The organism is Desulfobaccales bacterium (assembly GCA_041648175.1).
Taxonomy (GTDB): domain Bacteria; phylum Desulfobacterota; class Desulfobaccia; order Desulfobaccales; family 0-14-0-80-60-11; genus 0-14-0-80-60-11.
In genome coordinates, this window is the sequence record JBAZPO010000004.1 from 262569 (window position 1) to 285395 (window position 22827).

Below are 22827 nucleotides of genomic sequence, written 5' to 3' on the forward strand. Positions count from 1 at the left end.
GAGTGCCCCCGCCTCCGGCGCCTTGTGTCTCCGGGCTTTCCCAAGTTAATGCTCGTGCTCCTGCTCCTGCTTTGACTTCGGTTTCTGCTTCGGTTTCTGCACCTGGCCCTTCATCTCCTTGAGCCGCTGCTGCATCTCTTTAAGCTGCTGGGTCTGTTGCTGCTCCATCTGGGGACTTTGAGGACCTTGCATTTCCTGCTTCATTTGGTTCATCTGGTTCATCATTTGCCGCATTTGGCGCTGCTGCTCCGGGGTCATCTGGTGCGACCCCATCATCTGGTGCATCTCATCCATCATTTGGTTCATCATGTCCATGTTGTGCTGGCCCATCATGTGCTGCTGCCCGGCGCCGCCGCCGTGCATCCCGCCGCCGGGGTGCTCCTGAGCCTCTCCCGGTCCGTGAACCAGACACAAGGCCGCCGCCAGAATTGCAATCATTAATCTTTGTTTCATGTTCCACCAACCTCCTTTAATGGCATTATTAAGGGTAGGGAGTAAAGTCCCAGCCCTAATTCAACCATAAAATAGTACCCCCCCGAAATCCAGGATGGTTCCTAAGTATTATTGATATCCCTGGAGATGGCTAAAGGCGGCGGCTTCGCCGAAGTTGGCGCGTCTTGGCAGCGAAACCCCTGGCCCCGGCCGCCTCTTTGCAGGCATGGCTCCGGCGCGGCGCAACCCGTAAACAGAGCAGTTAGCAGGGCCAGGCCGATGAGCCGATAAAGCCTTGAAAGATTCATCGAATGCGCTTGCATATTCGGGCCTTACCTGGGGCCGGAACTGATCACTCTCCCCCTGAGGAGGATTTATCTGAATGACTATCCAGCCAATCAGGTTCCAAAGGAGGGCGGGAAACTGGCATCAAGGGCGCATCTTGCGGCTTTTGGAGCCGGCAGCAACCCAGGTCTAATTCCCATCCCATATTCGAAAACACGATGGCAGCGGTCAATTTACATATAACGCTCTTGCCTTCCCGCCTTGATTCTATAAGATCTTCATTGCGCAGGATTTTCAGATGATGGGAAAGGAGGCTCTGTTCCACCCCCAATTCCTTCGCCAGCTCCCCCACGGTCTTCGGGCCGTCCATAAGCATTTCGATGACCGCCCATCGTATTTTGTCAGAAAGGGCCTTAATCCGACGCAGGCAAGATTGATTTCGAGAGGCATGTTGCGATTTCATAGGTTCCCTCATTTAATGAATATAATTTCATATGAATATTTACTGAAATGAAGGTAGTAATTTACTTGGGTTTGTCAAGGGTCAATCCGTTGGGGAAGATATGCGCCAGTAATTAGGCCGGGAAATGGGGAGACCGGGGCCCGGATCAAACGTGGGCCTTGCATAAGCCGGGAATCGCTGATCTTCTGAAACTCGAGGATAATCTTTCAGGTCTGCGGCTTGCCGCTATAGAATGGACAATGAAGGGGACGGGTGCTGGCTCAGCCCTCCCCGTAACGCCGCGGGTTATTTTACGACAGCTTTAATGTCCTTAAGTGCTTCTTCGGCATTGCCGAAGACCCCCACATGGACCCAAACAATTTTTCCGGATTTATCCAGAACCATCGATACCGGATAATTAGGGAAATTTAAAGCCTTGGCAAAGGCGCCGCCGGGATCGGCGATCATGGGGAACGGCACCTTGTGGAAGGCCTTCCACATCTTCATCGCCATTTCATCATTGTCCTTGCCCACTCCCATGAATTTCAGCTTGCCTTTGAGAGCCGGGTCTAGTTTGGCCAGGTTGTAAAGCTCGTTCAGCACAGGAGCGTGTGCCATACAGTACTGTCAGGTCGTGTTCATCTGCTCCACCAACACGTATGGAGCTTTGATGTCCTGCAAAGTGAATTCTGCAGGTTTTCCCAGCCCCAGGTATTTGGCGTCTTCGTCGGACATGGGTTTGGTGAATTTCACGTTGCCCACCGTTTGCCCCACTTTCGGCTCTGCATCTGCGGCCAGGGATGCAGCGCAAAACAGGAAAATCAGCGCCAGGCCTGCCATTGCCATTGCCACCCCGTTTCGATTCATTGGACCTCCTTTATTTTTGATCTTATTGTATTACAGCGCCACTCATTACATAGATGGTCACGGTCCTTAAGGATTTTCGATATTCAAATCCACAATGTCATTTGGTTTGACGTCGCCGGTCACTATCTTCGCATTTGCCATGTGGCTTTCAACTTCCGTGATCTTCACCGTGCCCACAGAGTCAACCCTATACTGCCCTCCCCGCGATCCTCCAATTTTCACGTATCTACGTACCGTAAGTACCTGCCCCACTTTTGCTCCCTGCTCAGTGCCCAGGCAAAGGTAAGCTGTCCCGTCCTGGACTTCCAGAACCTGGCCCCTCATGAAGTATTTGTGTCTCGCAGTCTCCAGGGTAGCACAACCCATGGCCATCAACAAAATCACCAGCAATGTGCTCACAACCGTTCCATTTCTCATAACCCTTGGTTTCATTTTACGGCTCCTTTGGGTCTATTTATCCATCCGAAATGGATAGATTTTACGGCGACCTTACCCACTTAAAAAATTGAGCACCGCGTTTCCCCTCAAGCAGGCGGACACACCGCTTTCCGCAGATTCAACAAATACTGCCGGGCCGACAGGGCGGCCTTGGCCCCTTCGCCGGAGGCGATGATGATCCTCTTGCCAAAGGCGTCGGTCACGTCACCGGCGGCAAAAATCCCTGGGTAAGAGGTGGAGCAATCGCGGGAAATGATGATCTCTCGCCGGGAGTTGAGCTTCAGCAGGGGAGCGGCCAGGAAAGAGTTAGGTTCCAGACCTACGGCGATGAATGCGCCTTTTGCCGGGAGATCCAAGGTGCCGGCGCCAGCCATCTTCCTGATGGTTAATCCGGTTAAGGTCCCATCACCGATAAACTGGACGACTTTATAACCAATATAAGTCTGCAAATTTGAAAGACAACTGACACGCTCCACTACCGCCGGGTCCGCCGTCAATTCCGCCCTGGAGATGAGATGGATATTACGGGCCACGGTATGAAGGTTTTCCACGATTTGTAAGGCCGAATTGCCCCCACCGATGATCGACGCGTCTTCCCCCTCCACAAAGGAGAGATCCTGGAGGTTGCCATAAGAAATGCCCCTTCTCAGGAACTTTTCTTCTCCGGGGACCCCAAGGCCCCTCCGGGTCATGCCGGTGGCGATGATGAGAGCCTTGGCGGTGTAGATAGCCAAACTCTGCGGTGGTGACCTTAAACCCGCCTTCATGGGGCTCAATGCCCTCCACCTCGCTCATCAGGTGGTCGATATAATGAGAACCAAAGAGATGGTGCTTGAATTTGTCGATCAGCTCCGGACCGGTAATGAAATCGAACCCCAGGTAATTCTCGATTTTGGTGCTGTCCACCGCCTGCCCGCCCAGGTCCTTGGCCAACAGCAGGGCCTCCATTTTCAGAGTGGCGGCGTAGACCGCCGCGGTCAGACCGGCAGGTCCGCCACCGATGATGATCAGGTCGTAGGCGGTACGGGCGCAGGTTCGCTCTTTGAGAAACTTATCGCGGCAACCCTCCGAACAAAAGTAATGGATGGCGCCGTCGCATTCGGCGGTGACAGCATCCTCTTCCCTGACCTCCATCCGGCAGATGGGATCCCTTTTCATAATTTTTCCCCACCTGATAGATCTACCCGGCCTAACAGGGCCAAGACATCCGCCCAGGAAAGGCCCTCCGGATATCTCTAATTATCCTGCCTCTGGGGGAAGCAGACTGAATTAATATATATTAAAAGATATGTATCTTAGCGACTGAAATCAATGCCGCGTGAATCCTCTCCATCACTTAGCACGATATCTAGATTTACCGGTTCCTTGATGCCTTCGGGTCGGTTTTGGAGTTACGGAGCACCACAATTACCTTGAGAACTTCTGTCATAAGAATCAACCGGCGGGGGACTTAACAAAATGCCGAAATGGCCTTTGCAATATTCTTTTCTGGCAGTTCAGTTTAACAGCCTGAAACTCCTCTCCCTGATTTTGGGATGTGTGCCGTTCTGCCTGGCCGGTATGGTTTACGCTCTCTACCTGACGAGGCTTCCCCTGGGAGCCACGGTGGTCATCGGGGTGCTCATCGTGGTGGCGGCTATGGTTAACGAAGGGGTGCTGCTCTTGACCTTTGCGGAAGAACAGCGGCAACGAGATCAGCTTTCTCCACGTGACGCTGTCATCGGTGCCGCCAAGATTCGACTGCGGCCCCGGGCCATGATCTCTTTCGCCATCATCTTCGGGTTCATCCCCCTGGCCTTAAACCTGGAAGAAGGCGGCGAGATGCTCCAACCCATGGCCGCTGGAGCCATCGGCGGACTCACCCTTGGGAATCCTGGTGGCCCTGTTCATGATGCCGTGCCTTTATGTAATTTTTGCGGGAAAAAGGCAGGGGCAGACTTCCTCAAGCACCTTACCTGAGACAAACCATCGGTCCATATAGCTTGCCACTATACGCCCTTCTCCAATTTTAAAGGTTTGAAATTCATATCGAAACCTCCTTTCCAGATTATCCAGCCACCACAGCCCAACCCATAAAGATTTATCCTTCCGCCCTTCCTCACCTTGTAAAACCTCCCGAAAAAGAATCAAAAGTATGGTATCAATAATGCTATGTGCGCATTTCAAAGAAAAGTGGTGGGTTTTACTTCATCAACTATGCATTAGCCAGCACATCTAAACAATACAGGCTCAACAATAATGCGTTATTGACAACAACACTGGATTGTGCTATAATAAATAACAATAATTAAACAGCAACAATCGCTGCTGCAACTCTCATTTCTCCATCAAAGGGGGCCAACCGGCCTCCTTCACTTCTTTAGAGGGTAGGTCAATTTTTAGAAGATAGAGGTACGGGCATGTTATTCGATGAACTCGGGATTTATGGGTGGGACGTTGTTGAGCCGTTAGTGCTCGCGGCCATTGTGGCTGACCTGCCGGTATTGCTGGTTGGGGACATTGGCACCAACAAGACCGAAGGGTCGAAAACTATTGCGCGAGCAGTATTGGGCGCTGGAAGCGCGTTTCGCCACTATGAAGTCCCCACTCTCAATTTCGACGACTTGGTGGGGTTTCTCAACCCGAAAGGACTTGCTAAAGGCGTTCTCGAGTTTGTCCCTACCCCGCTGTCCATTTGGAAGGCCGAAGCCGCCCTCTTCGATGAACTCAACCGGGCGAACCCCTTTATTCAATCGAAGCTCCACGAGCTCATCCGGACCCGGCACATCATGGGGCTGCCGACCAAGCTCAAACTTGTCTTCGCAGCGGTCAACCCACCACAGAGCTATCAGGCCGGCTACATGGACCTCGCCCTCGCGAGCCGATTCGTTGCCGTCCAAGTACCGAACCTCAAGGCGATGAAAGACGCCCAGCTGGACCGGATACTTGGGAAGAATGGCCACAAGAAGAAACCCGCCTTTCGGGCCATGCTGCGTGATGCTCAAGGGGCGGCAGCCAGGCCGAAAGACCGGCAAAATGCGCAAAACTTGGCGAAGAAAGTCGCCCGGGACCTGTCCCAAACCGAAATCGTCTTCAACCCCCGGCAGCTGACCATGATGGTCCGGCTCTTGTTGGGCGGGTTGGCCCTGAGAACGGTCACCGATAACTCGCGGTTTTCCGATCCGGATGCGAACACCGCTTACATCGAAGCCGTCATTCCCGAAATTCAAGGGATTGTCCGATCGAAAGTCAACAAAGAAATGGTGCACGGGGTCATTCGGACGGTGGTTGGCGGCTTTACCCTGGGGGACCCGGTAATGGTCGCCCGGAACCTTGAAGAATTGGCTGCAGTCGAAGTCACCGACAGCCTTGCCTGGGTGACGGCCATGGCCAAACGTGTCGACCAGGAAGAAGACCTCAAGACTTTGACCCGGGTGCTGGCTAAAGTCAAAGACCTAACCATGAAGGAGGTGATTGAGCGGGAACTCGGAGAAAAACTAATCCGGCAGTTGGCCATGCAACTTACTACTCAAACCCTGTTAACCGAGGATGTTCCCGTGGCCCAGTTGAGCCAGCGGGTCGACCAAATCTTGGCATCCATCTAAGGGAGAGCACCATGCCTAATCCTGAGAAAGTCTATCAGAGCCCAGCCCTGACCCAGGGATGGGAAAACCTCCAGGACGGAGAACTGTACTTGTTCGACACCATCAACGACTACGCGAAAAAGTACCACCTGGACAAGAAAAACACCCCCATCGGGTGGGATGAAGACCCGTACACGGTGGAAGAGGCCAAAGAATGCTGCGGGGACGACGCCTGCACGGCCATTCTCGCGACCAAGAAAGAAAAGGTCTTGGTAATCGTCAAGGCCGACCTCCCTTGTGTCTTGATCCAAGGGAAAGGGGAGACCCAAGTCGGGTGGGAAGCATATGCCAAAGACGGAGTCATAGCCATTAAGAAGCTGTTCAAAGGCTATGCTCTTGAAGCCGTGGTCATCAACCCGAAAGTTAAAACTCTCGAAGGCCTCGGGGTCCTCAAAGCTATTATCCAACGGGTCATGGCTGGGAAAGACTTGATGAAAGGAGCCGATGATGCACCTGCTCAAAAGCCGAATCGAAAAGATAAAGTCAGCTCTAAGGGAAAAGCACCTAAACCAGGCAGCAACCCTGCTGATTCACACCCTCGCGAGTGATGAAGTTTTCAGCTACTGGTCGGACTGCTGCCAGGGGTCGGAGCGGGTCCCGAAAATTCTCAAATACATCCACTAAATCACCTTCGACGCGGCCCTGCCGACCGCGTCAGTTGACCTCCGGAAGGGAGACCTAACAATCGGCGTCCAGTTCTTCCTAGACCACATTACCGGCCCGGAAGACTTGCTGTTCATTCTGATTCATGAGCGAAACCACTTAATCCTGAGGCGGCTTTACCCGGACGTACTGCCAGGGGCTGACTACCCATCAGAGCTGTTCAACTTCGCCGAAGACGCCTATGTCAACGCGATCGGCCGGCGGCAGGTGGCTTCGACCTTGCCGGAGCGGTTTTATCACCAACCGGGGGAACTGCTCCTCACTGGGCGGCACAGCCACATCGACTGGACTCTCTTTAACAGCGGAGGGAATGGCGGCCACAATTACCTCAAGCAAGCTCACGCCGCCCTCTACCAGTGGAACCCTGTCCTGCTTCAAGCGTTGGGCGAAGTGGTGGGGGCGCCGTCTGGCTTTTCGGGCTACCGGCGGTGGATGGACTTGGTCTGCCAATGGTACCTGGAAAAGCAAGACGAAGAGGTTTCCAAGGCAGAAATGACGGCAAGCCACGCCACGGCTGGGAGTGATAACCAAACCGCACCAGACCCGCCACCAGCCACCCCCCGGAAAGAAGCCCCTAAAGGCGAACCGGAAGGGGCTGTCAAAGACCAAGCCAGCCAGGATGATGAACCCGAGAGTGCTGAGGAAGCGTTGACCCAAGCAGATGGAAGTGGTAAGAGCCCAGAGCCTGTCAAGGAAGAGCCTCCGCCCGCGATTGGCGAAACCATACCTGAACCGGAAACTCCGGAAGCCGAGGAGGCTGCGCATTCTGATGCTGGGGAAACAGTTGCAAGTGACGAGGGGTTCCCGGGGCTGGCTGAGGTAATCAAAACGTACGCTCCCTTAGTACAGGGCAGTTCTACCCTGGAGATTAGTGGGTTGGAACCGTCGGAAGTCGACTCAGGCACAAGACGAATTCCCATACCGGATCTGAGGCCAGGAGATCCAGTCTTCAACATGATATTGGAAACCTCCGACCTCAGTGAATTCCGCCACCGGGTCCGGCTCTTTGAGCCTGGGGCGCTGGAAGGAATCGAAGGGGTGATCCAGGGAGTGCTGGCCGACCGGGCCACTGAAAAGACCCTCGAAGGCTACTCCATTCCGGTTCCCGCAGCCATCACCCCGAAAGACCTCTTCAGTCTCGCTGGTGGAGTCATCCCGGCGGTGTGGGAAAGACGGTGGGGAGTCGAACGACCCCACATCGACCTCTACATTGATGTCAGTGGGTCGATGGGCCATTACTACGGCTACATTCCGTACATTTATGACGCCTTGCGGGCCGTCCGGGGCCGGGTCTTTCAGTTTTCGACCAAAGTTGTTGAAGTCGACCCGGAAGACCCATTCCTTCATACCACCGGGGGGACCCGGTTCGACGCCGTCGCTCAGCACATCATAAAGGAAGGGACTCGGGCGGCGATCATCCTAAGCGATGGCCATGGAGTCCTGGCCAACCGTTACCTGGACCCCCTCCGGGCTCAGCTCGAAACCCTCGTCTACATCAAAGTCCAAGAGAACCGCGAACAGAACTGGGAGTTGGCCGCAACCGAAGTTGTTGTCCTGACCTGGAGTGACGACCCGGAAGGGTGAGCGCTCCCCAGACCGTAATTTCAGATCGTTAATTTTCCAACTTAACCCAAACCTGGCCGGGTCCCACGTCGGACTGCAGGGAGACGTGCGCCTACGTGAGGCCTGGCTGGCTTGCCGAGGAGGAGTGTGACATGGTAGTCGGATTCATTTGCGAGAAAACCGGGGAGCGGCTCTCTTTTGAGGCCTGTCTTGAATGTGCCCGGACGAGGCTCAACCGGAAGCTGGACTGTCCATTTGATGAGGCGACCATTGCCGGGATGATCCTGAATGAGCGGAAGGGGACGGACATTTCGGTGACCATGATTACCGGGTGCCACCGGGGAGTCTTCATCAGCCGGTTTTATGAAACTTACGTCGCCCCGAGCCAGCTCTATTGGGCCTTCCGGGGGCAAATCGCCCACAAAATCCTTGAGGAGGCCAACCTCCACCCGGACGCGGTCAAGGAGCAAAAGTTCACCAAGGCCTGGGACGGGATTGACATCGTTGGCCACCCGGACTTGATCATTCCAAGTCAGAAGGTCCTCAAAGACTACAAAACCACCAAAACCGTCCCGTCTTACCTCAACAAGGATGGAGTCATTGCCGCCTACGAAAACCACCGGACTCAACTCAACCTCTACCGGTGGCTGGTCCCCCAGGACATTGCCGAAATGGAGGTCGTCTACTTTTCGATGGAAGAAACGCTGATTTGTCCGGTCGACATTTGGCCGGAGGAGTCGACCAGAAAGTCGGAAATGACCGTCCGGCGGGTGATGGAAGAGAACCTGGTGCCTCTAAAAATGGCCCTCGATTCCGAAACCATGCCCCCGTACCAACGCAACTGGTCTTGCGACGCCTACTGCAGCGTTTCGGATATTTGCTTCCTGGAGCTCAAAAAAGAAATTCTCGCGGCCCGGTGGGCCCAGCGCATCAACCAAGGAGGAAAGAAAAATGGCCAACCCCGTTCCCCTAAAAAAGGCACCCGAGCCGTCCGTTCGGCTTGAACTCGCGGCTGAAGACCTCGTCGCCCGGACCCGGAAGATCCTCGAAATTAAAGAAAAGGTGATGCGGGAGAATGTTCACTATGGGACCATTCCCGGCTGCCGGAAGCCGTCTCTCTGGAAGCCTGGGGCGGAAATCCTCTGCCAAGGGTTCCGGCTCGCCCCCGAGTTTGCTACCACTTCCAGCCAGGACTATAACCATACCATCAAGTGGGAGAAGTGGGACTACGACAAGCGGGAGAAGGTCGAAGGCCTGACCAAGGGCTACTTCGAATACGACACCCAGTGCACCCTCGTCCACATTCCCACCGGAGAGGTCTGGGCCAAAGCCGTCAGCGGGTCGTGCAACAATTTTGAAGCCAAGTACCGGAGCCTCAACCCCCATGACGTCAAAAACACCCTCGAGAAAATGTCAGAGAAGCGGGCCCTGGTCGCCGCCGTCCTGATCGGGGTCGGGGCGTCGGATATTTTTACCCAAGACCTGGAAGACTTGCCGGAACTTGGGAGTAAGGCTTCACCGGAAGAACCTACAGGGCAGAAGGAGCCGCCAAAAACCAAAACTAAAACCAATGCCCAATCAAGCCGATTTGCCACTACCAAACAGGTTGCCTTCCTCAAGGACCAAATTAAAAAGAAAGGTATTCAAGAGAAGGCCTTTTTCAGAGAGTGGGAGGGTGAGTTCGACTCTTGGCAGGATATTCCGTTCGGGCTGGTCAATGATATTTTGGATTGGATAAGGGAGCAGAAAAACGGGAAATGAATCTTTCAAGTCTTGGCAGGGTTAACGGCCTGATCAATCTTTGCCATTTGTTAGAGTTGGTCTGCAGAATAAGATGTTTGACGATTCTTTGGCCACCATTCAGCCTTTTAACCGGCAATTTCAGCTTGGCAAAACGGGACAAGAGGCGGTAGAGTGGGGCTATGGATTTGAGCTTAGCGATGCCATGTTAGCCATCGTGAATACGTATACTTGAAGAGCCTATTTTCCGGAATCATCGGCTGAATCGAATTATTGGCTGCAGAAGGTAGGTGGGAGTATCTTGGCGATGGTTAAGTGAAATGAGAGAAGGGCTCTCCTGAGGGATGACCTTTAGAGAGGCGAGCAGTTAGGCTATCAATGCTTCGGAGGGTATTGAACATGGATAACAAGAAATGGGCTGTGGTCTTCGAATATGATCTTCGTCAAGGATTATGTGTCCTTGCCAGAAAAGATGCAGGAGTGGGCCCGGAATGGAAAGTCACAGGATTCTGGGATCAGTTCAGCTTGAACCTGGGCGCTTGGTGATAACGGCTCAGGGCAAAGAAAGGTTTGCTCTTGGGAAACAGCTTATTGAGAATCTACTGAAAAATTTGATCAAACATCGTATAGATTCCGTCCAGTCACTTGGGTCGATGATGGAGGAAAAGGCAACGGTAAAATCGAAAAAATCTGATGAGGAAATTCCTGAAGAAATCAAACAGGCCCTCATAAAAGATATGTATGATAACCACTATCGAGAATGGCTGGATTCCCCTATACCCGCCTTGGATGGAAAAACTCCCCGCAAAGCCATCAGGTCCAAAGAAGGCCGACACAGGGTAGAGGATCTGTTACGGCAAATGGAATATTTACGTGATGAAAGTGACAACGCATATGACATTTCCTGGGTGAGAAAGGAGTTGAAGTTATAAAATTGCGGCGGCTCCATTTCAATTTTCCGCAAGCCGATATCTCAAATGCGTGTACCGTTTCTTCGTCTTGTCGTTTCCGATTCCTATAGCCAGCGCCTTTTTAGACCCCACCATGACCACCAGTTTTTTGCCCCTGGTAACGTATCAGGTCGGCCATGCTTGAGGGAGTAAATGTAAATCCCAGGGGTTCTCAGTCGCTATACCCAAGATTACGCAGGGTGTTCCTTTAACTTGGTTTCCCGACTCCTTTATCTCCCTATCATCAGTCTTACAAAATGCGCCTTAAAGATTTTGAATAAGCGGTTTAAGAAAAACTGCTGAATGTCCGATTAGGTTAAGTGAATCGTGCGGGGAAAAATCGAGGCATCGGAATTGCACGCCGCAATATAGGCATTCCATTCAGCGGCTTTAGCAAAATCGACAAGGAGAGGGTATGGCGCCCAGGATTTCGGTCTGCCGGAAAGGCGATGATATTTTTTTAACTATTGAAGGAGGTTTCACTGATGAATCACTCCAGGAACTGCTTTTGTCGGTACGTCAATTATTGTTGACCTCATTGAAATGCGCCACGCCCGGATCCCAGGTGACTTTTTGCCTTAAAACCCGAGGTAAAGTTGACCTCAATAAAATGTTTTATTTTCGGGACATGATCAATGATCAACCCTCCCGCCTCGACGCTTATGTGGATACACCAGAGGGGCAGACGCTTGGAGTAGTGACATTTCAGGAGGGATCCCCTCAGCGCCAACCCCGCAATGGGTTGATTCTGGTAAAGGGCGGAGCTCTGTAAGCCGGGCAGAGAGTCCGTTGGCAGCAGTTCATCCAACCCAGAGATGGCCTTCAAGGATATCCAGACTTGGGATATCGTCGCCTATCTCCGTGGCCTTCGCAAAAAAGATATTATTTATCCCGCAAACCCTCTTTAAGACTGCCATCATTATTTTTTTAAAGCTCTACCGAGTCTGAAAAACCTTGCGATAAACCCCAACCGTAAACACCCATCATCTAAATCGGATAAAAGTACCTCTGGACATTGATTCGCTATCTACTACCCTTAAATTATAAAATTATAGCGTTTGCCAAAAGTTTTTTCCGTAATAGGAGATACTTTAACACCCCTAACCCCAATACTGTTCACTTAGGCATTGGCGATATCTATTCGGATGTAGGGGCGGGGTTTCCCCGCCCAGCCCGGGCCATTTTTTGAACCAGGGCGGGGAGACCCCGCCCCTACAAGTGCTTAAGTGAACAGCATTGCCCCTAACCCCCCTTTGGTAAAGGGGGGAACTATAAGGAATTACTTATAAAGTCCCCCTTTGAAAAAGGGGGATTTAGGGGGATTTAAAAATCAGCCAGCGGCATAAATTTATGGCAAACGCTATAAATCATCGTAGGATAAGTCCAGTCTGGAAAGGAAAAGACCATGGAAGCCTCTGGAGAAAAGGGCCTGTCTGACGAGGCTCAGCCCCGGGCCGATGCGGGCGCACCGGTGCAAAGTGGGGCCTCAAAAGGCGCTTGGTGGCGGCCGGTTCTGCTCCTTGGCGTTATTATCGCGGTCCTTGTGCTGGCCCATGTCTTTGCCCTGGGCGAGAAGTTGGGAGCCCTGCGGGATTGGCTCCTCACCCTGGGTCCATGGGGGCCCCTGGTTTTTCTGCTGATTTATATCGTGGGGGTGGTAGCAGCCCTTCCCGGCGCAGCTATTACTATCGCCGCAGGAGCCCTCTTCGGCTCGGTGCTGGGAGTCATCCTGGTGAATATCGGAGCAACCGTGGGCGCCAGTTTAGCCTTTTTAATTGCCCGCTATTTCGCCAGAGATGCAGTAGCAAACTGGCTTTCCAAAAGTGACAAATTTCAAAAACTCGACCACCTGACCGAAGAACATGGCGCCATCATTGTCGCCCTGACCCGCCTGGTTCCCATCTTTCCGTTCAACCTGCTCAACTACGGCTTCGGGCTCACCAAGGTGTCTTTCTGGACTTATGTCTTCTGGTCCTGGCTGTGCACCTTGCCAGGCACCATTCTGTTCGTAGTGGGGGCGGACGCGGTAACCAAGGCTTTGATGCAGGGAAGGGTGCCTTGGGTTCTGGTCGGCGCCTTTGTTGTGGCGCTGATCCTGTTGACCATTCTGGTGCGGTCCGCCAAACGCAAGCTGCGCCTCAAAGAGCTGCAAGTTGTGGCCGGGGTGGCGGGTACCGATGCACCTCGAGCCATGCCTGAGATAAGCCCTCAGGATATTTATAATAAATCTTTGGTGGCCAATGTCCGGCCGCCGGACTGGACGAACCCTGAACCTGCTCCCCGTTATAACCTGGTGGTCATCGGGGGGGGCACCGCCGGGTTGGTCACGGCTGCCGGGGCCGCCGGTTTGGGGGCTAAAGTGGCCCTGGTGGAGCGGCATCTGCTGGGAGGGGACTGCCTCAATTATGGCTGCGTACCCTCCAAAGCTATCATCCGGTCTTCACGGGTTGCTGCCGACATTCGGGATGCCGGGCGGTTTGGCCTGCAGGTCCCGGAGGGCACTGAGGTTGATTTTCCGGCAGTCATGGAGCGCATGCGCCGCTTACGGGCCGACATTAGTCAACACGACTCGGCGGCGCGCTTCCGCGCTCTGGGGGTGGATATCTTTTTGGGAGAGGCCCGCTTTACCGGTCTCGATACCGTTGCCGTGGGAGGCGCAACCCTGCGCTTCAAAAAGGCGGTCATTGCCACCGGCGGCAGAGCAGTACATCCCTCTATTCCGGGGTTGGCGGAGACCGGTTTTCTCACCAATGAGACAGCTTTTTCCCTCACCGATCGGCCCTCGCGTCTTTTGGTGATGGGCGGTGGGCCTATAGGCTGTGAGTTTGCCCAGGCCTTGGGACGTCTGGGGTGTCAGGTGACCCTGCTCCACAAATATGATCGCATCATAAACAGAGAGGATACGGATGCGGCCGAGCTGATCCAAAAGGTATTTCTGAAAGAAGGCATTGACCTGATCCTCAACGCCAAACCCCTTCAGGTTGCCAAGACCGCAACGGGAAAGCTGGTACAGTTTGAGAGCAACGGCAACAAGGGGGAGATTGAAGTTGATGAAATTCTCATCGGCGCGGGCCGGGCCCCCAATGTGGAGGGTTTGAATCTGGAGGCCGCCGGGGTTCAGTATGAGGCCGGCAAGGGCCGCGGGGTGTTGGTCAATGATTACTTGCAAACCACCAATCATAATATTTATGCAGCCGGGGATATCTGTCTCCCCTATCAATTCACGCATATGGCCGACTCGGCTGCCCGGATAGTTATTCAGAACGCCCTGTTCTTCGGCCATAAAAAGCTGAGCGCCCTGACCATTCCCTGGTGCACCTACACTGATCCGGAAGTGGCGCACGTGGGCCTGTCTGAGGCAAGCGCGGCCAAGCAAGGCATCCAGGTCCAGACCTTCGTGAAACCGCTATCCGAGGTGGATCGGGCCATTGTGGACGGCGAGGCGGAAGGATTCGTCAAAATCCACGTCAAACCCGGTTCGGATAAGATCCTGGGAGCCACCGTGGTGGCCCGTCATGCCGGTGAGATGATCAGTGAGGTCACGGCGGCCATGGTGGGCAACATCGGGTTGGGCGCGCTGGCTTATGTCATTCACCCGTACCCCACTCAGGCTGAAGCGATCCGGCAGACCGGTGACCTGTATAACCGGACCAGGTTGACACCGGGCTTAAAGCGCCTGTTTACCAGGTTCCTGGCCTGGAGAAGATGACTCGAACCAGTTCCTCTCATCTGTCTGCGAAAAAACTCCTCATTTGAGCTTACCATTTTCCAGCCTTGGCAATATAATCCCAATACCACAGCGAAAATCAGAGGCTTGGCAAAAAGCTCAAAGGTGGCTTTGCGCATATGAAGGAAGATGGCATAATCAAGCCACCATCCAGTTGGGAACTGAGCAAAACCTTTCTTCATTTGGGGGCCACTGCCTATGGCGGCCTGGCCATGGTGGAGCCCATCCGCAGGCGCATCGTCCAGGAAAAGGGCTGGTTAAATCAAAAAGAGTTCTTGGACGGGGTGGCCCTCTGTCAGTTGGTGCCGGGAGCCACGGTGGTGCAATTGGCCGCCTACATCGGTTTCCATCTGCGTAAGACCAAAGGCGCCCTGGCCGCGGCAGGCGCCTTTATCTTCCCCGCCTTTATCCTCATGCTGGGCCTTTCCTGGCTCTATTTTCGTTATGGCGAGCTGGCCTGGGTAAAAATAGTTTCCAAGGGCCTGGGGGTCGTGGTCATTGCGCTGCTGGTCCAGACCCTGTGGCGGTTTCACGAAATTGTCCGCCGGCACTGGCTGGATGCGGCCCTCGCCCTGTTGACTGTGGGAGCGCTCTGGGGCGGAGCCAACTACCTGGTCGTGTTCCTGGGTGCAGGTCTTCTCCGGCTCGTTCTGGGCCGGATACTACTGGCATCCCCCGGTTCCTTTGAAGCGGGGACGGCCGGTTCAGTTCCCAACCCCGGCATGATGGCCGCCCAGGTTGCCGGTTCCCTGTCCATCCTGGCCCTGGCGGTTTGGGGATTGTGGAGCGTAAATAAGCAGTTGGGGCTGATGTCTCTCATCTTTCTCAAGATCGGGGTTATCGCCTTCGGCGGCGGCTACGTTATGATCCCCATCCTCCAATGGGATATGGTGGACCACCTGGGCTGGCTCACCCTGCGCCAATTCCTGGACGGCATCCTCCTGGGCTTTGTCACTCCCGGCCCCATTATTATCACCGCCACCTTTATCGGATACTACCTGCAAGGCGTGGTGGGTGCAGTGATTGGCACCGCGGCCATCTTTCTCCCTCCCATCCTGATAGTTATCTTTTTAAGCCCTTATTATTATTGGGTTAAAGAAACTCAGTGGATGCGCCCGGTGATCCAGGGCGTTCTCTGTGCCCTGGTGGGGATGCTGATCCTGGTGGTCATCCAGATGGGGCGGGCGTCTCTGGTGGATTGGCAAAGCTGGGTCATTATGGTGGGGGCGGCAGTAGCCCTCATTGCCTTCCGGATAAATCTCCTCATGGTGGTGATCGCTGCGGCCTGTCTTTCCCTTTTACTATTTTAAGCCAGCAAAGATACGACTTAAAAAGCCACTTTCTAACCAGCCCTGGACAGGATTCACTCCATAATTTCCACCAGCCGCTCTTGGGCGAGGATTTCCACGGTTTGTCCGGAAAAGTGTACCAGGTTTGCATGTTCCAGTTCTTTGGCGGTTCGATAGAAGGTCTCGTGGGTCATGCCCAGGAAGTTTGCCAATTCTTTACGCGGGACAGGGAGGGTAATTGAGCGGGAATCTTGCATTTCAGCCAGGAGCAGAATATAGCTGGCGATTCTCGCCTTGGGGGTTTTGAGCGACAAGTCGGCCAGACGTATCCGGAGGCGAATGACCATCAGGGACAACATGCGTATCCATTCCGCAGCGAACCTTATATCCCCGTTTACCAAGTCTAAAAATTCCTTCTTTTTTATTAGGTAGAGACGGCTGTCTTTCAGGGCCGCGGCAAAGCAATGATAGGTATCGGAAAACGGGCTGGCTAAGGCGAAGGGGCTCCCACGACCGGCGATCTCCTGGGTGATCTCTTTGCCTTGGGGAGATATCCGGTAAACACGCACTGCACCTTCATGAACCATATAGAACCCCTGGGTCGGGTCCCCTGGGGCAAAAAGCATCGCCCCCTTTTTCAAAAAAATTTCCTGGGCGATCCTTTCCAATTTCTCGAGATGTTCCCGCCAAATATTGGCAAAGATCGGGAATCCTGCCAGCATCCGTTCCACCCCATGAATCTTTCTCTTGAGTAGATTTTTCGTCTTTATGATTCAAATCATACTTCTTTTTATGGCGGCATCATACCATTTATCCAGCAAGCGGATCAAAGGAGCCTTTATGGATAATGAAAGATCGCGCCGGATGGTTTTAGTCCTGGGGTTGATGGTTTTTTGGGCTAATGGAGATAATTATGTCGCGGCTCCGCTCATCGTGGAGATAGCCAAAGCCTTTCACCTGGATATCGGCACAGCGGCGCTAACGGTCACCTCTTACATGCTGCCTTTCGGCCTGTTCACCCTGATCTTCGGGCCGCTGGCTGACCGCTATGGCAAGGCCAGGATCATCAACCTGGCGGCCTTCGGCTCGGCCATCTTCTGCGGCCTGGGGGCGCTGGCCACAGACATCTTCTCCCTGAGCGCCATCCGGGCGGTGAGCGGCGCGTTTGGCGCGGGCATCCTGCCGGTTACCATGTCGTTAATCGGCGACAGTTTTGGCCGTGATCCCAAGGCCCTGCAAAACACCCTGGGCCAGATGCTGGGCATGGCGTTCCTGGGCGGGGCCGCCGGTACGATCATCGGCGGAGCCCTGGCGTTCATGGGGTCCTGGAGGCTTGTCTATCTGGTTTATGGCCTTACCGGGCTGATAATCGCAACTATTATGCTAAAAACCATAGAAAGACAACCGGGGACCACCGCCCAATTTAGCCTCAGGAGGGCCTACCAGGAAGCCTTTGCCAATACAGATCTACTGAAAACGGTGAGCATTATTTTCCTAATGGGGGCCTCGGTCTTTGGTAGCTTCACCTATGCGGGCAAATTCGTAGAAACCCAAACCGGGGTTAATATTCTCTGGGTTGGGGTAATCTTGACCTGTTTCGGGGTGGCCACCATCATAGGAGGTCGCCAGGCGGGGGCCTGTAGGCAGAAACTGGGTAACCGGGTCCTCCTTTTTGGCGCCCTCATGGGTTCGGTCTCCTGGGCGGTCATGGGAGCCTGGCACTCCCCGGTATTCATCTCTCTTTCTTTAGCAGGATTCGGGCTTGGATTCATCCTCATTCAATCCAGCCTGCTGACCACGGCACAACAGTTAATGCCTCAGCGGCGCGGCACTGTCATGTCCCTGGCGTCTTTCAACATGTTTGTTGGCGGCGGTTTGGGTACCTTGATGAACGGACATATTCTCACGAAGTGGGGGTTCGAAGCGGTATTTCTGGGAGCCGCAGGGCTGATTCTTCTTGCGGGGATCATTGCCGCCCGCCTCTTGGACCGAGTTTCCCCGGCTATCCCTTCAAAAGCCTCATAAACTTAAGCGCCAACTGCGTGTGTCGCGGCTTCAGATCCTTTAATGCGCAGAACCTCACGAAGATTCTGGAAAAATTCCCTGAAACGCGCCGAGTTTGTCCATTGCTGGTGTTTAACCTAATGAATCCTGACCAATGAGCCAACGTTGGAGTATTTGATGCGTTTTCCATGTAAAACCTTTCTGGCTTTAGCATTCACCTGCACTGTAATCGCGTTCCCTCTCTATGTGGCTGCCGCGCAACCATCCGATTACCGGGCCCTCAGCCTGGATGACTGCCTGGTCCTGGCCCGGCAATATAATCCGGTCCTGGCCGCCAGCCAGGAGAAGATCCAGGAGTTGGTGGCGGATTACCAGGCGGCCCGCTCCACGTTTTTTCCCCGCCTGGTATTAACCTCCTTCTATACCAGGCAACCTCCCAACCGCTTTGCCCCGGGCGGTTCAACCCCGGTTGAGCTGTTCAAGCGAGAAGGCTTTACGGGCGTTTATGGCAAGCAGTTAGTCTTTGACGGGTTGAAAACCTATTACAATTCCCAGGCCGCCAAGACCGGCACCCAGGCGCAAAAGCAGGAAGTCCAACGGACTTCCGACGAACTGGCCTTTACGGTGGCCCAGGCCTTCTACCAGTTGATCGAGGCCAAAGAGAATCTGCACGTGGCCCAAGATGCCCTGCAACAGCGCCAGGAGTTCGGCAAGTTGACCGGAGCTTTTTACCAGGCCGGGAAGGTTACCAACCTGGATCACGTGCGCGCCCAATCCCAGGTATCCGAGGCCGAGCAGGCGGTCGTGGAAGCCCAAAACGCGGTGCGCCTGGCCAAAGAAATCCTGGCCCGCACCCTGGGGCTGAAAGAGCAGGTCCAGGTGGATATTAAAGGAAGGCTCGCGCATGAATATACTGCTGCGGGGAACTTAGACTCTTTGTGGCAAGAGGTGCTCAAGCGGAATCCGGAAATCAAAAAATTAGATTTGGATATTGCCCAGAGCCAGACTTTGATCAAAGCGGCCCGGGGTGGCTATTTCCCGGAAGTCAGTCTGCAGGCCGGGAGCGATGTGCGCCATCGGGACCTGGGCGGCACCAAGCCGGAATGGATCGGGGGCGTCTTTATGGAGTTTCCGTTCTTCGAGGGTGGCCTGACCAAGGCCCAGGTGGCCAAAGCCGCCTCCCAATACCGGCAATTACTGGAAAAAAAGCGGGACCGGCTTAACGGCATCAAGGTGGACCTGACCACGGCCTGGAAGGACCAGGAGAATGCCCGCCAGGGAGTCGTCACCATTAAGCAAACCGTGGCCACCAACCAGGAGGCCTATGATAGCTCCCAGGCCCTGTATCGCCACGGCAAGGCCATCGGGCTGGACGTGCTCCAGGCCCAGGTGGACCTGACCGGCTCTCGTTTCCAACTTATCAGGTATGCCGTGGCTTACGAAATCGGCAAGGCACGCGTTGAGCAAATCAAAGGCGCCGGTCCCTTTGAACCGGAACGGCAAAATCACGCGGGGGTAAAATAGTGAAGCTTCCTGGGGGAAAGAAAGCCGTCGGGATGGCCGTGGGAGCGATCATCTTGATTCTGATAGGTTACCGCCTGATCTGGCACGCTCCGGCGGTGCCGGTGATCGTGGTCAAGCAGGCGGAAATCCAGGGGAAAGTGCAAGGACCCGGCACAGTGCAATCCAGGGTGCCGGTGGTGGTCAGCCCCAAGATCACCGGTATCCTGGAAAAGCTCTATGTCGACCAGGGTGACCGGGTGCAAAAAGGACAGCTCCTGGCGGAGTTGGACTCCCTGGAACTGCGGGCCCGGCAGGCTGCGGCCCAGGCCGGCAAAAACCGCGTTCAGCGCGATCTGGGCAGGGCCCTGGCGGATATGGGCAAGGCCCAAGCCAACCTGGGGTTAGCGCGCAGCAACTACGAGCGTGACCTGGAGGTCTTCAAACCCGGCTACATCTCTAAGGCGGCCTTTGACACCACCAAGGCCCAGCTTAAAGTGGCGGAAAGTGAGGTAAACGCCTATCAGGCCGGCGTCACCGCCTTGCAAGCCGCGGTGAAGCAGGCCGAGTCTGAAACCCATGCCGCGGCAGCGCTCCACAATTACACCCGCATCACAGCACCCATGCACGGACTTATTACCGTTCGCAAAGCGGAAGTGGGCACTACTCTGGTCCCCGGCAGCCCCATCTTTCAAATGGTGGATCTGGACCAGATCTGGATGGCTGCCTGGATCGATCAGTCTTTTGTGGCTCAACTGCGGGAGGGCCAGCCCGCCCGGATCATTCTGCGCTCCGGGCGGGAATTTCAAGGGCAGGTGGAACGGCTCAACCAGGAAAGCGATACCGTGACCCGGGAGTTGGAAGTAGATGTGAAATTTGACCAATTGCCCAAACCCCTGGTTATCGGTGAGGAAGGCCAGGTCGAGATTGAGACCGGCCGCGAGACTGCCCTGGTCGTGCCTCAGTCGGCCATCATTACCAGAAACGGCGGCAACGGCGTCCTGGTGGTGGATAATGGCCTCCTGCACTTCCGCAAAGTTGCCCTGGGCCTCCAAGACGGCTCCAGGACCGCGGTAACGCAGGGCCTGAAAGCAGGCGATCTGGTGGTGGTCAAACCCGCAGGTCTCACGCCCGGCAAGAAAGTTCGCCCTGAAATAAAAAAACCGGCGGCTAAGGCGGACTGATGGATTTAGCAGTCTGCGACCTCAAGCTCCACAAAGGCCGGTTCATTGCCACCATCATCGGCGTGGGCCTGCTCTTTACCATCGTTTTGGCTATGAACGGCCTGTACCGGGGCAATATCTACGAGGGCTTGGCGGTCATCAAGGCCACCAATCCAGACCTTTGGGTGGTGGAACGCTACCGGGGCGGACCTTTCAACGAGCAATCCGCCCTGGCCGAGTATTTCCATTACAGCGTCAAGGCCGTTCCCGGGGTGGAGAAGGCAAGTCCCTTTATCTATTATACGGTGGAACGCCGGATCGGTGACCAAAGCCGGCATTTCAGCATTATCGGGTATGATGTCTTTACCGGGTCAGGCGGGCCTCAGGGAATTGTCGCCGGGAGGAGCATACGGCAGGCCCACTACGAGATGGTGACGGATAAAAAACTGGGAGTTAGCCTGGGAGACCGGGTAACCTTGGGCCTCCATACCTACACGGTGGTGGGCCTGACCAAGGGAGCCATCGATACCAACGGCGACCCGCTGGTTTTTCTCTCTTTGCCCGACGCCCAGGAAGTGGCGTTCCAGAAAGATAATGAAGAGGTGCGCACCCAGCGGGAACGGCTGGCCCGGACCTTGAACGGCCAGAAATCCCTATCCCCCGCGGCCGCGACCAACCTGGCCGCAGCCCTGGCGCCGGACACCCACATCATCAATGCCGTCCTGGTGCACCTTTCGCCGGGGGCGGATCGGGCCGCCGTGGCCAGTAATATCGAAAAATGGCTCTACTTTTCGGTTTATAGCACGGACGAAGAGATTCAGCTCATGCTGAAAGGGCGTCTGGCAGGCATGACCAAGCAGCTCCTGTTGTTCAGGACCCTGCTGATGATCGTCTCGGTGGTCATCATCGCCCTGGTGATCTACACCTTCACTATGGAGAAGATCCGCTCCATTGCGGTCATGAAGCTCATCGGCGCCCCTAACCTGGTGATCATCCGCCTGGTACTGGAACAATCCATGCTCCTAACCGTCAGCGCTTTTTTATTCGCCCTGGTCCTCATCAACCAGACCTATACCTATTTCCCCAAGACCATCCTGTTGGTCCCAAGCGATGAGGTCCTCACCTTTATCGTGGTCTTTTTCGGAGGGATCCTGGCCAGCATCCTGGGGTTGGTTCAGGCCTTGAAAACCCAGCCGGCTCTGGCTCTGGGGGGCCAGTGATGGAAATTTTACAGATAGAGGGTCTGAGCAAAATCTTCGGTTCCGGGCGCCTGGAAGTTCGGGCTTTGGAGGACATCAATCTCTCCGTATCGGCCGGTGACCTGGTGGCCCTCCTGGGACCGAGCGGTTCCGGCAAGACCACCATGCTGCTGTGCGCCAGCCTGATTCTTGACCCCACCGCCGGCAAAATTATCTTTGACGGGCAGACGATCTTTCAGAAAAACGGCTGGACCGGAGGGGTAGATATCCGCCGGATTCGCCGGGAAAAAATGGGCTTTATCTTTCAGGCCCACAATCTCATTCCCTTTTTGACGGCCCGGCAAAATGTCCTGTTTCCCTTGAGTCTGGTGGGGATCAAAGGCGAGGCGGCAGACCGCCGGGTCATGGAACTCCTGGAGTACATGGAGATCGCCGACCGGGCCGACTACCAGCCTGCCCTCCTCTCAGGCGGGGAACAGCAGCGGGTGGCCATTGCCCGAGCCCTGGCCAACAATCCCAGGCTTATCCTGGCCGATGAACCCACAGCCTCCCTGGATACGGTGCGCGGCAAGAAGGTTATGGAATTATTAAAGAAAATCGCCAAAGAAAATCAGTCGGCCGTAATCGTGGTCACCCATGATGTGCGAATGATCGAGGGATTCGATACTGTTTACCACCTCAAGGATGGCCATTTGAACCATCAGGCTGCCTTATAGCGTTTGCCAAAAGTTTTTTCCGTAATTAGGAGACACTTTAACACCCCAAATCCCCCCTAACCCCAGTAGTGTCCGGCAAGGTTTTTGCTATAGATAGATGAGAATATGATTTCTTAAAAGAGGCCATTACCTAACTTCCGGATTTTTAATGTATTTTCCCTCTCCCCCAATGGGGGAGAGGGTATTTTGGTGGCACAGGCTTTCCAGCCTGTGCGGGCGCAGGCTT

General features: G+C 54.6%; 23 protein-coding genes. 16 read left to right on the forward strand and 7 right to left on the reverse strand.

What is annotated here, in order from left to right; genetic code table 11:
- Positions 1-45: 45 nt before the first annotated feature.
- The 6 genes from WC600_06035 to WC600_06060 all read right to left on the reverse strand — a co-directional run bounded on the left by WC600_06035 (position 46) and on the right by WC600_06060 (position 3231).
- Positions 46-453: a hypothetical protein gene (locus WC600_06035; GenBank protein MFA4902289.1), complete on the reverse strand. Its 408-nt coding sequence runs from the start codon at positions 451-453 to the stop codon at positions 46-48.
- 101 nt (positions 454-554) lie between these two features.
- Positions 555-740, reverse strand: a complete 186-nt coding sequence (locus tag WC600_06040) for a hypothetical protein (GenBank protein ID MFA4902290.1) — start codon at positions 738-740, stop codon at positions 555-557.
- Between the two features lie 725 nt (positions 741-1465).
- Positions 1466-1777, reverse strand: a complete 312-nt coding sequence (locus WC600_06045; GenBank protein ID MFA4902291.1) for a redoxin family protein — start codon at positions 1775-1777, stop codon at positions 1466-1468.
- Positions 1778-1786: 9 nt separating this feature from the next.
- Positions 1787-2026 carry a hypothetical protein gene (locus tag WC600_06050; GenBank protein ID MFA4902292.1) on the reverse strand — a complete coding sequence of 80 codons (240 nt, stop codon included), beginning with the start codon at positions 2024-2026 and terminating at the stop codon, positions 1787-1789.
- 66 nt (positions 2027-2092) lie between these two features.
- On the reverse strand, positions 2093-2458 hold the full coding sequence (locus WC600_06055) for a hypothetical protein (GenBank protein MFA4902293.1): 366 nt from the start codon (positions 2456-2458) through the stop codon (positions 2093-2095).
- A gap of 92 nt (positions 2459-2550) precedes the next feature.
- Entirely contained in the window at positions 2551-3231 is a 681-nt protein-coding gene (locus WC600_06060; protein MFA4902294.1) for an NAD(P)/FAD-dependent oxidoreductase, read from the reverse strand.
- A 43-nt stretch (positions 3232-3274) separates the two neighbouring features.
- Between WC600_06060 and WC600_06065 the strand changes: the two genes are divergently transcribed.
- The 11 genes from WC600_06065 to chrA all read left to right on the forward strand — a co-directional run bounded on the left by WC600_06065 (position 3275) and on the right by chrA (position 16040).
- Positions 3275-3703, forward strand: a complete 429-nt coding sequence (locus WC600_06065) for a hypothetical protein (GenBank protein ID MFA4902295.1) — start codon at positions 3275-3277, stop codon at positions 3701-3703.
- Between the two features lie 219 nt (positions 3704-3922).
- Complete coding sequence (locus WC600_06070; protein ID MFA4902296.1) at positions 3923-4423, forward strand: efflux RND transporter permease subunit; 501 nt, start codon at positions 3923-3925, stop codon at positions 4421-4423.
- 440 nt (positions 4424-4863) lie between these two features.
- The gene (locus WC600_06075; GenBank protein MFA4902297.1) at positions 4864-6048 is read left to right on the forward strand and encodes an AAA family ATPase; all 1185 of its coding nucleotides are present in this window, start codon (positions 4864-4866) and stop codon (positions 6046-6048) included.
- 11 nt (positions 6049-6059) lie between these two features.
- Positions 6060-6635 (forward strand): hypothetical protein, encoded by a 576-nt coding sequence (locus tag WC600_06080; protein MFA4902298.1) that lies wholly within the window; start codon positions 6060-6062, stop codon positions 6633-6635.
- 181 nt (positions 6636-6816) lie between these two features.
- The gene (locus WC600_06085) at positions 6817-8334 is read left to right on the forward strand and encodes a hypothetical protein (protein MFA4902299.1); all 1518 of its coding nucleotides are present in this window, start codon (positions 6817-6819) and stop codon (positions 8332-8334) included.
- A 131-nt stretch (positions 8335-8465) separates the two neighbouring features.
- On the forward strand, positions 8466-9317 hold the full coding sequence (locus tag WC600_06090; GenBank protein ID MFA4902300.1) for a hypothetical protein: 852 nt from the start codon (positions 8466-8468) through the stop codon (positions 9315-9317).
- Positions 9265-10074: a hypothetical protein gene (locus WC600_06095; GenBank protein ID MFA4902301.1), complete on the forward strand. Its 810-nt coding sequence runs from the start codon at positions 9265-9267 to the stop codon at positions 10072-10074. The genes WC600_06090 and WC600_06095 overlap by 53 nt, the downstream gene beginning before the upstream one ends.
- Before the next feature lie 73 nt (positions 10075-10147).
- A complete protein-coding gene (locus WC600_06100) occupies positions 10148-10288 on the forward strand; it encodes a hypothetical protein (protein MFA4902302.1) in 141 nt (46 codons plus the stop codon).
- 256 nt (positions 10289-10544) lie between these two features.
- On the forward strand, positions 10545-10985 hold the full coding sequence (locus WC600_06105; protein MFA4902303.1) for an MbcA/ParS/Xre antitoxin family protein: 441 nt from the start codon (positions 10545-10547) through the stop codon (positions 10983-10985).
- Positions 10986-12408: 1423 nt separating this feature from the next.
- Positions 12409-14712 carry an FAD-containing oxidoreductase gene (locus WC600_06110; GenBank protein ID MFA4902304.1) on the forward strand — a complete coding sequence of 768 codons (2304 nt, stop codon included), beginning with the start codon at positions 12409-12411 and terminating at the stop codon, positions 14710-14712.
- Between the two features lie 137 nt (positions 14713-14849).
- Positions 14850-16040 (forward strand): chromate efflux transporter, encoded by a 1191-nt coding sequence (gene chrA / locus WC600_06115; protein MFA4902305.1) that lies wholly within the window; start codon positions 14850-14852, stop codon positions 16038-16040.
- Between the two features lie 53 nt (positions 16041-16093).
- Here the strand turns inward: chrA and WC600_06120 are convergent, their stop codons facing one another.
- Positions 16094-16741 carry a Crp/Fnr family transcriptional regulator gene (locus WC600_06120; protein MFA4902306.1) on the reverse strand — a complete coding sequence of 216 codons (648 nt, stop codon included), beginning with the start codon at positions 16739-16741 and terminating at the stop codon, positions 16094-16096.
- Positions 16742-16859: 118 nt separating this feature from the next.
- Here WC600_06120 and WC600_06125 point away from each other — a divergent pair, with 118 nt between their 5' ends.
- From WC600_06125 to WC600_06145, 5 genes are all read left to right on the forward strand, one after another.
- Entirely contained in the window at positions 16860-18044 is a 1185-nt protein-coding gene (locus WC600_06125) for an MFS transporter (protein MFA4902307.1), read from the forward strand.
- Positions 18045-18200: 156 nt separating this feature from the next.
- A complete protein-coding gene (locus WC600_06130) occupies positions 18201-19547 on the forward strand; it encodes a TolC family protein (GenBank protein MFA4902308.1) in 1347 nt (448 codons plus the stop codon).
- Positions 19547-20707 (forward strand): efflux RND transporter periplasmic adaptor subunit, encoded by a 1161-nt coding sequence (locus WC600_06135; protein MFA4902309.1) that lies wholly within the window; start codon positions 19547-19549, stop codon positions 20705-20707. Before WC600_06130 ends, WC600_06135 begins: the two co-directional genes overlap by 1 nt.
- The gene (locus WC600_06140) at positions 20707-21906 is read left to right on the forward strand and encodes an ABC transporter permease (GenBank protein ID MFA4902310.1); all 1200 of its coding nucleotides are present in this window, start codon (positions 20707-20709) and stop codon (positions 21904-21906) included. The genes WC600_06135 and WC600_06140 overlap by 1 nt, the downstream gene beginning before the upstream one ends.
- The gene (locus WC600_06145) at positions 21906-22601 is read left to right on the forward strand and encodes an ABC transporter ATP-binding protein (GenBank protein MFA4902311.1); all 696 of its coding nucleotides are present in this window, start codon (positions 21906-21908) and stop codon (positions 22599-22601) included. Before WC600_06140 ends, WC600_06145 begins: the two co-directional genes overlap by 1 nt.
- Positions 22602-22827: the final 226 nt, after the last annotated feature.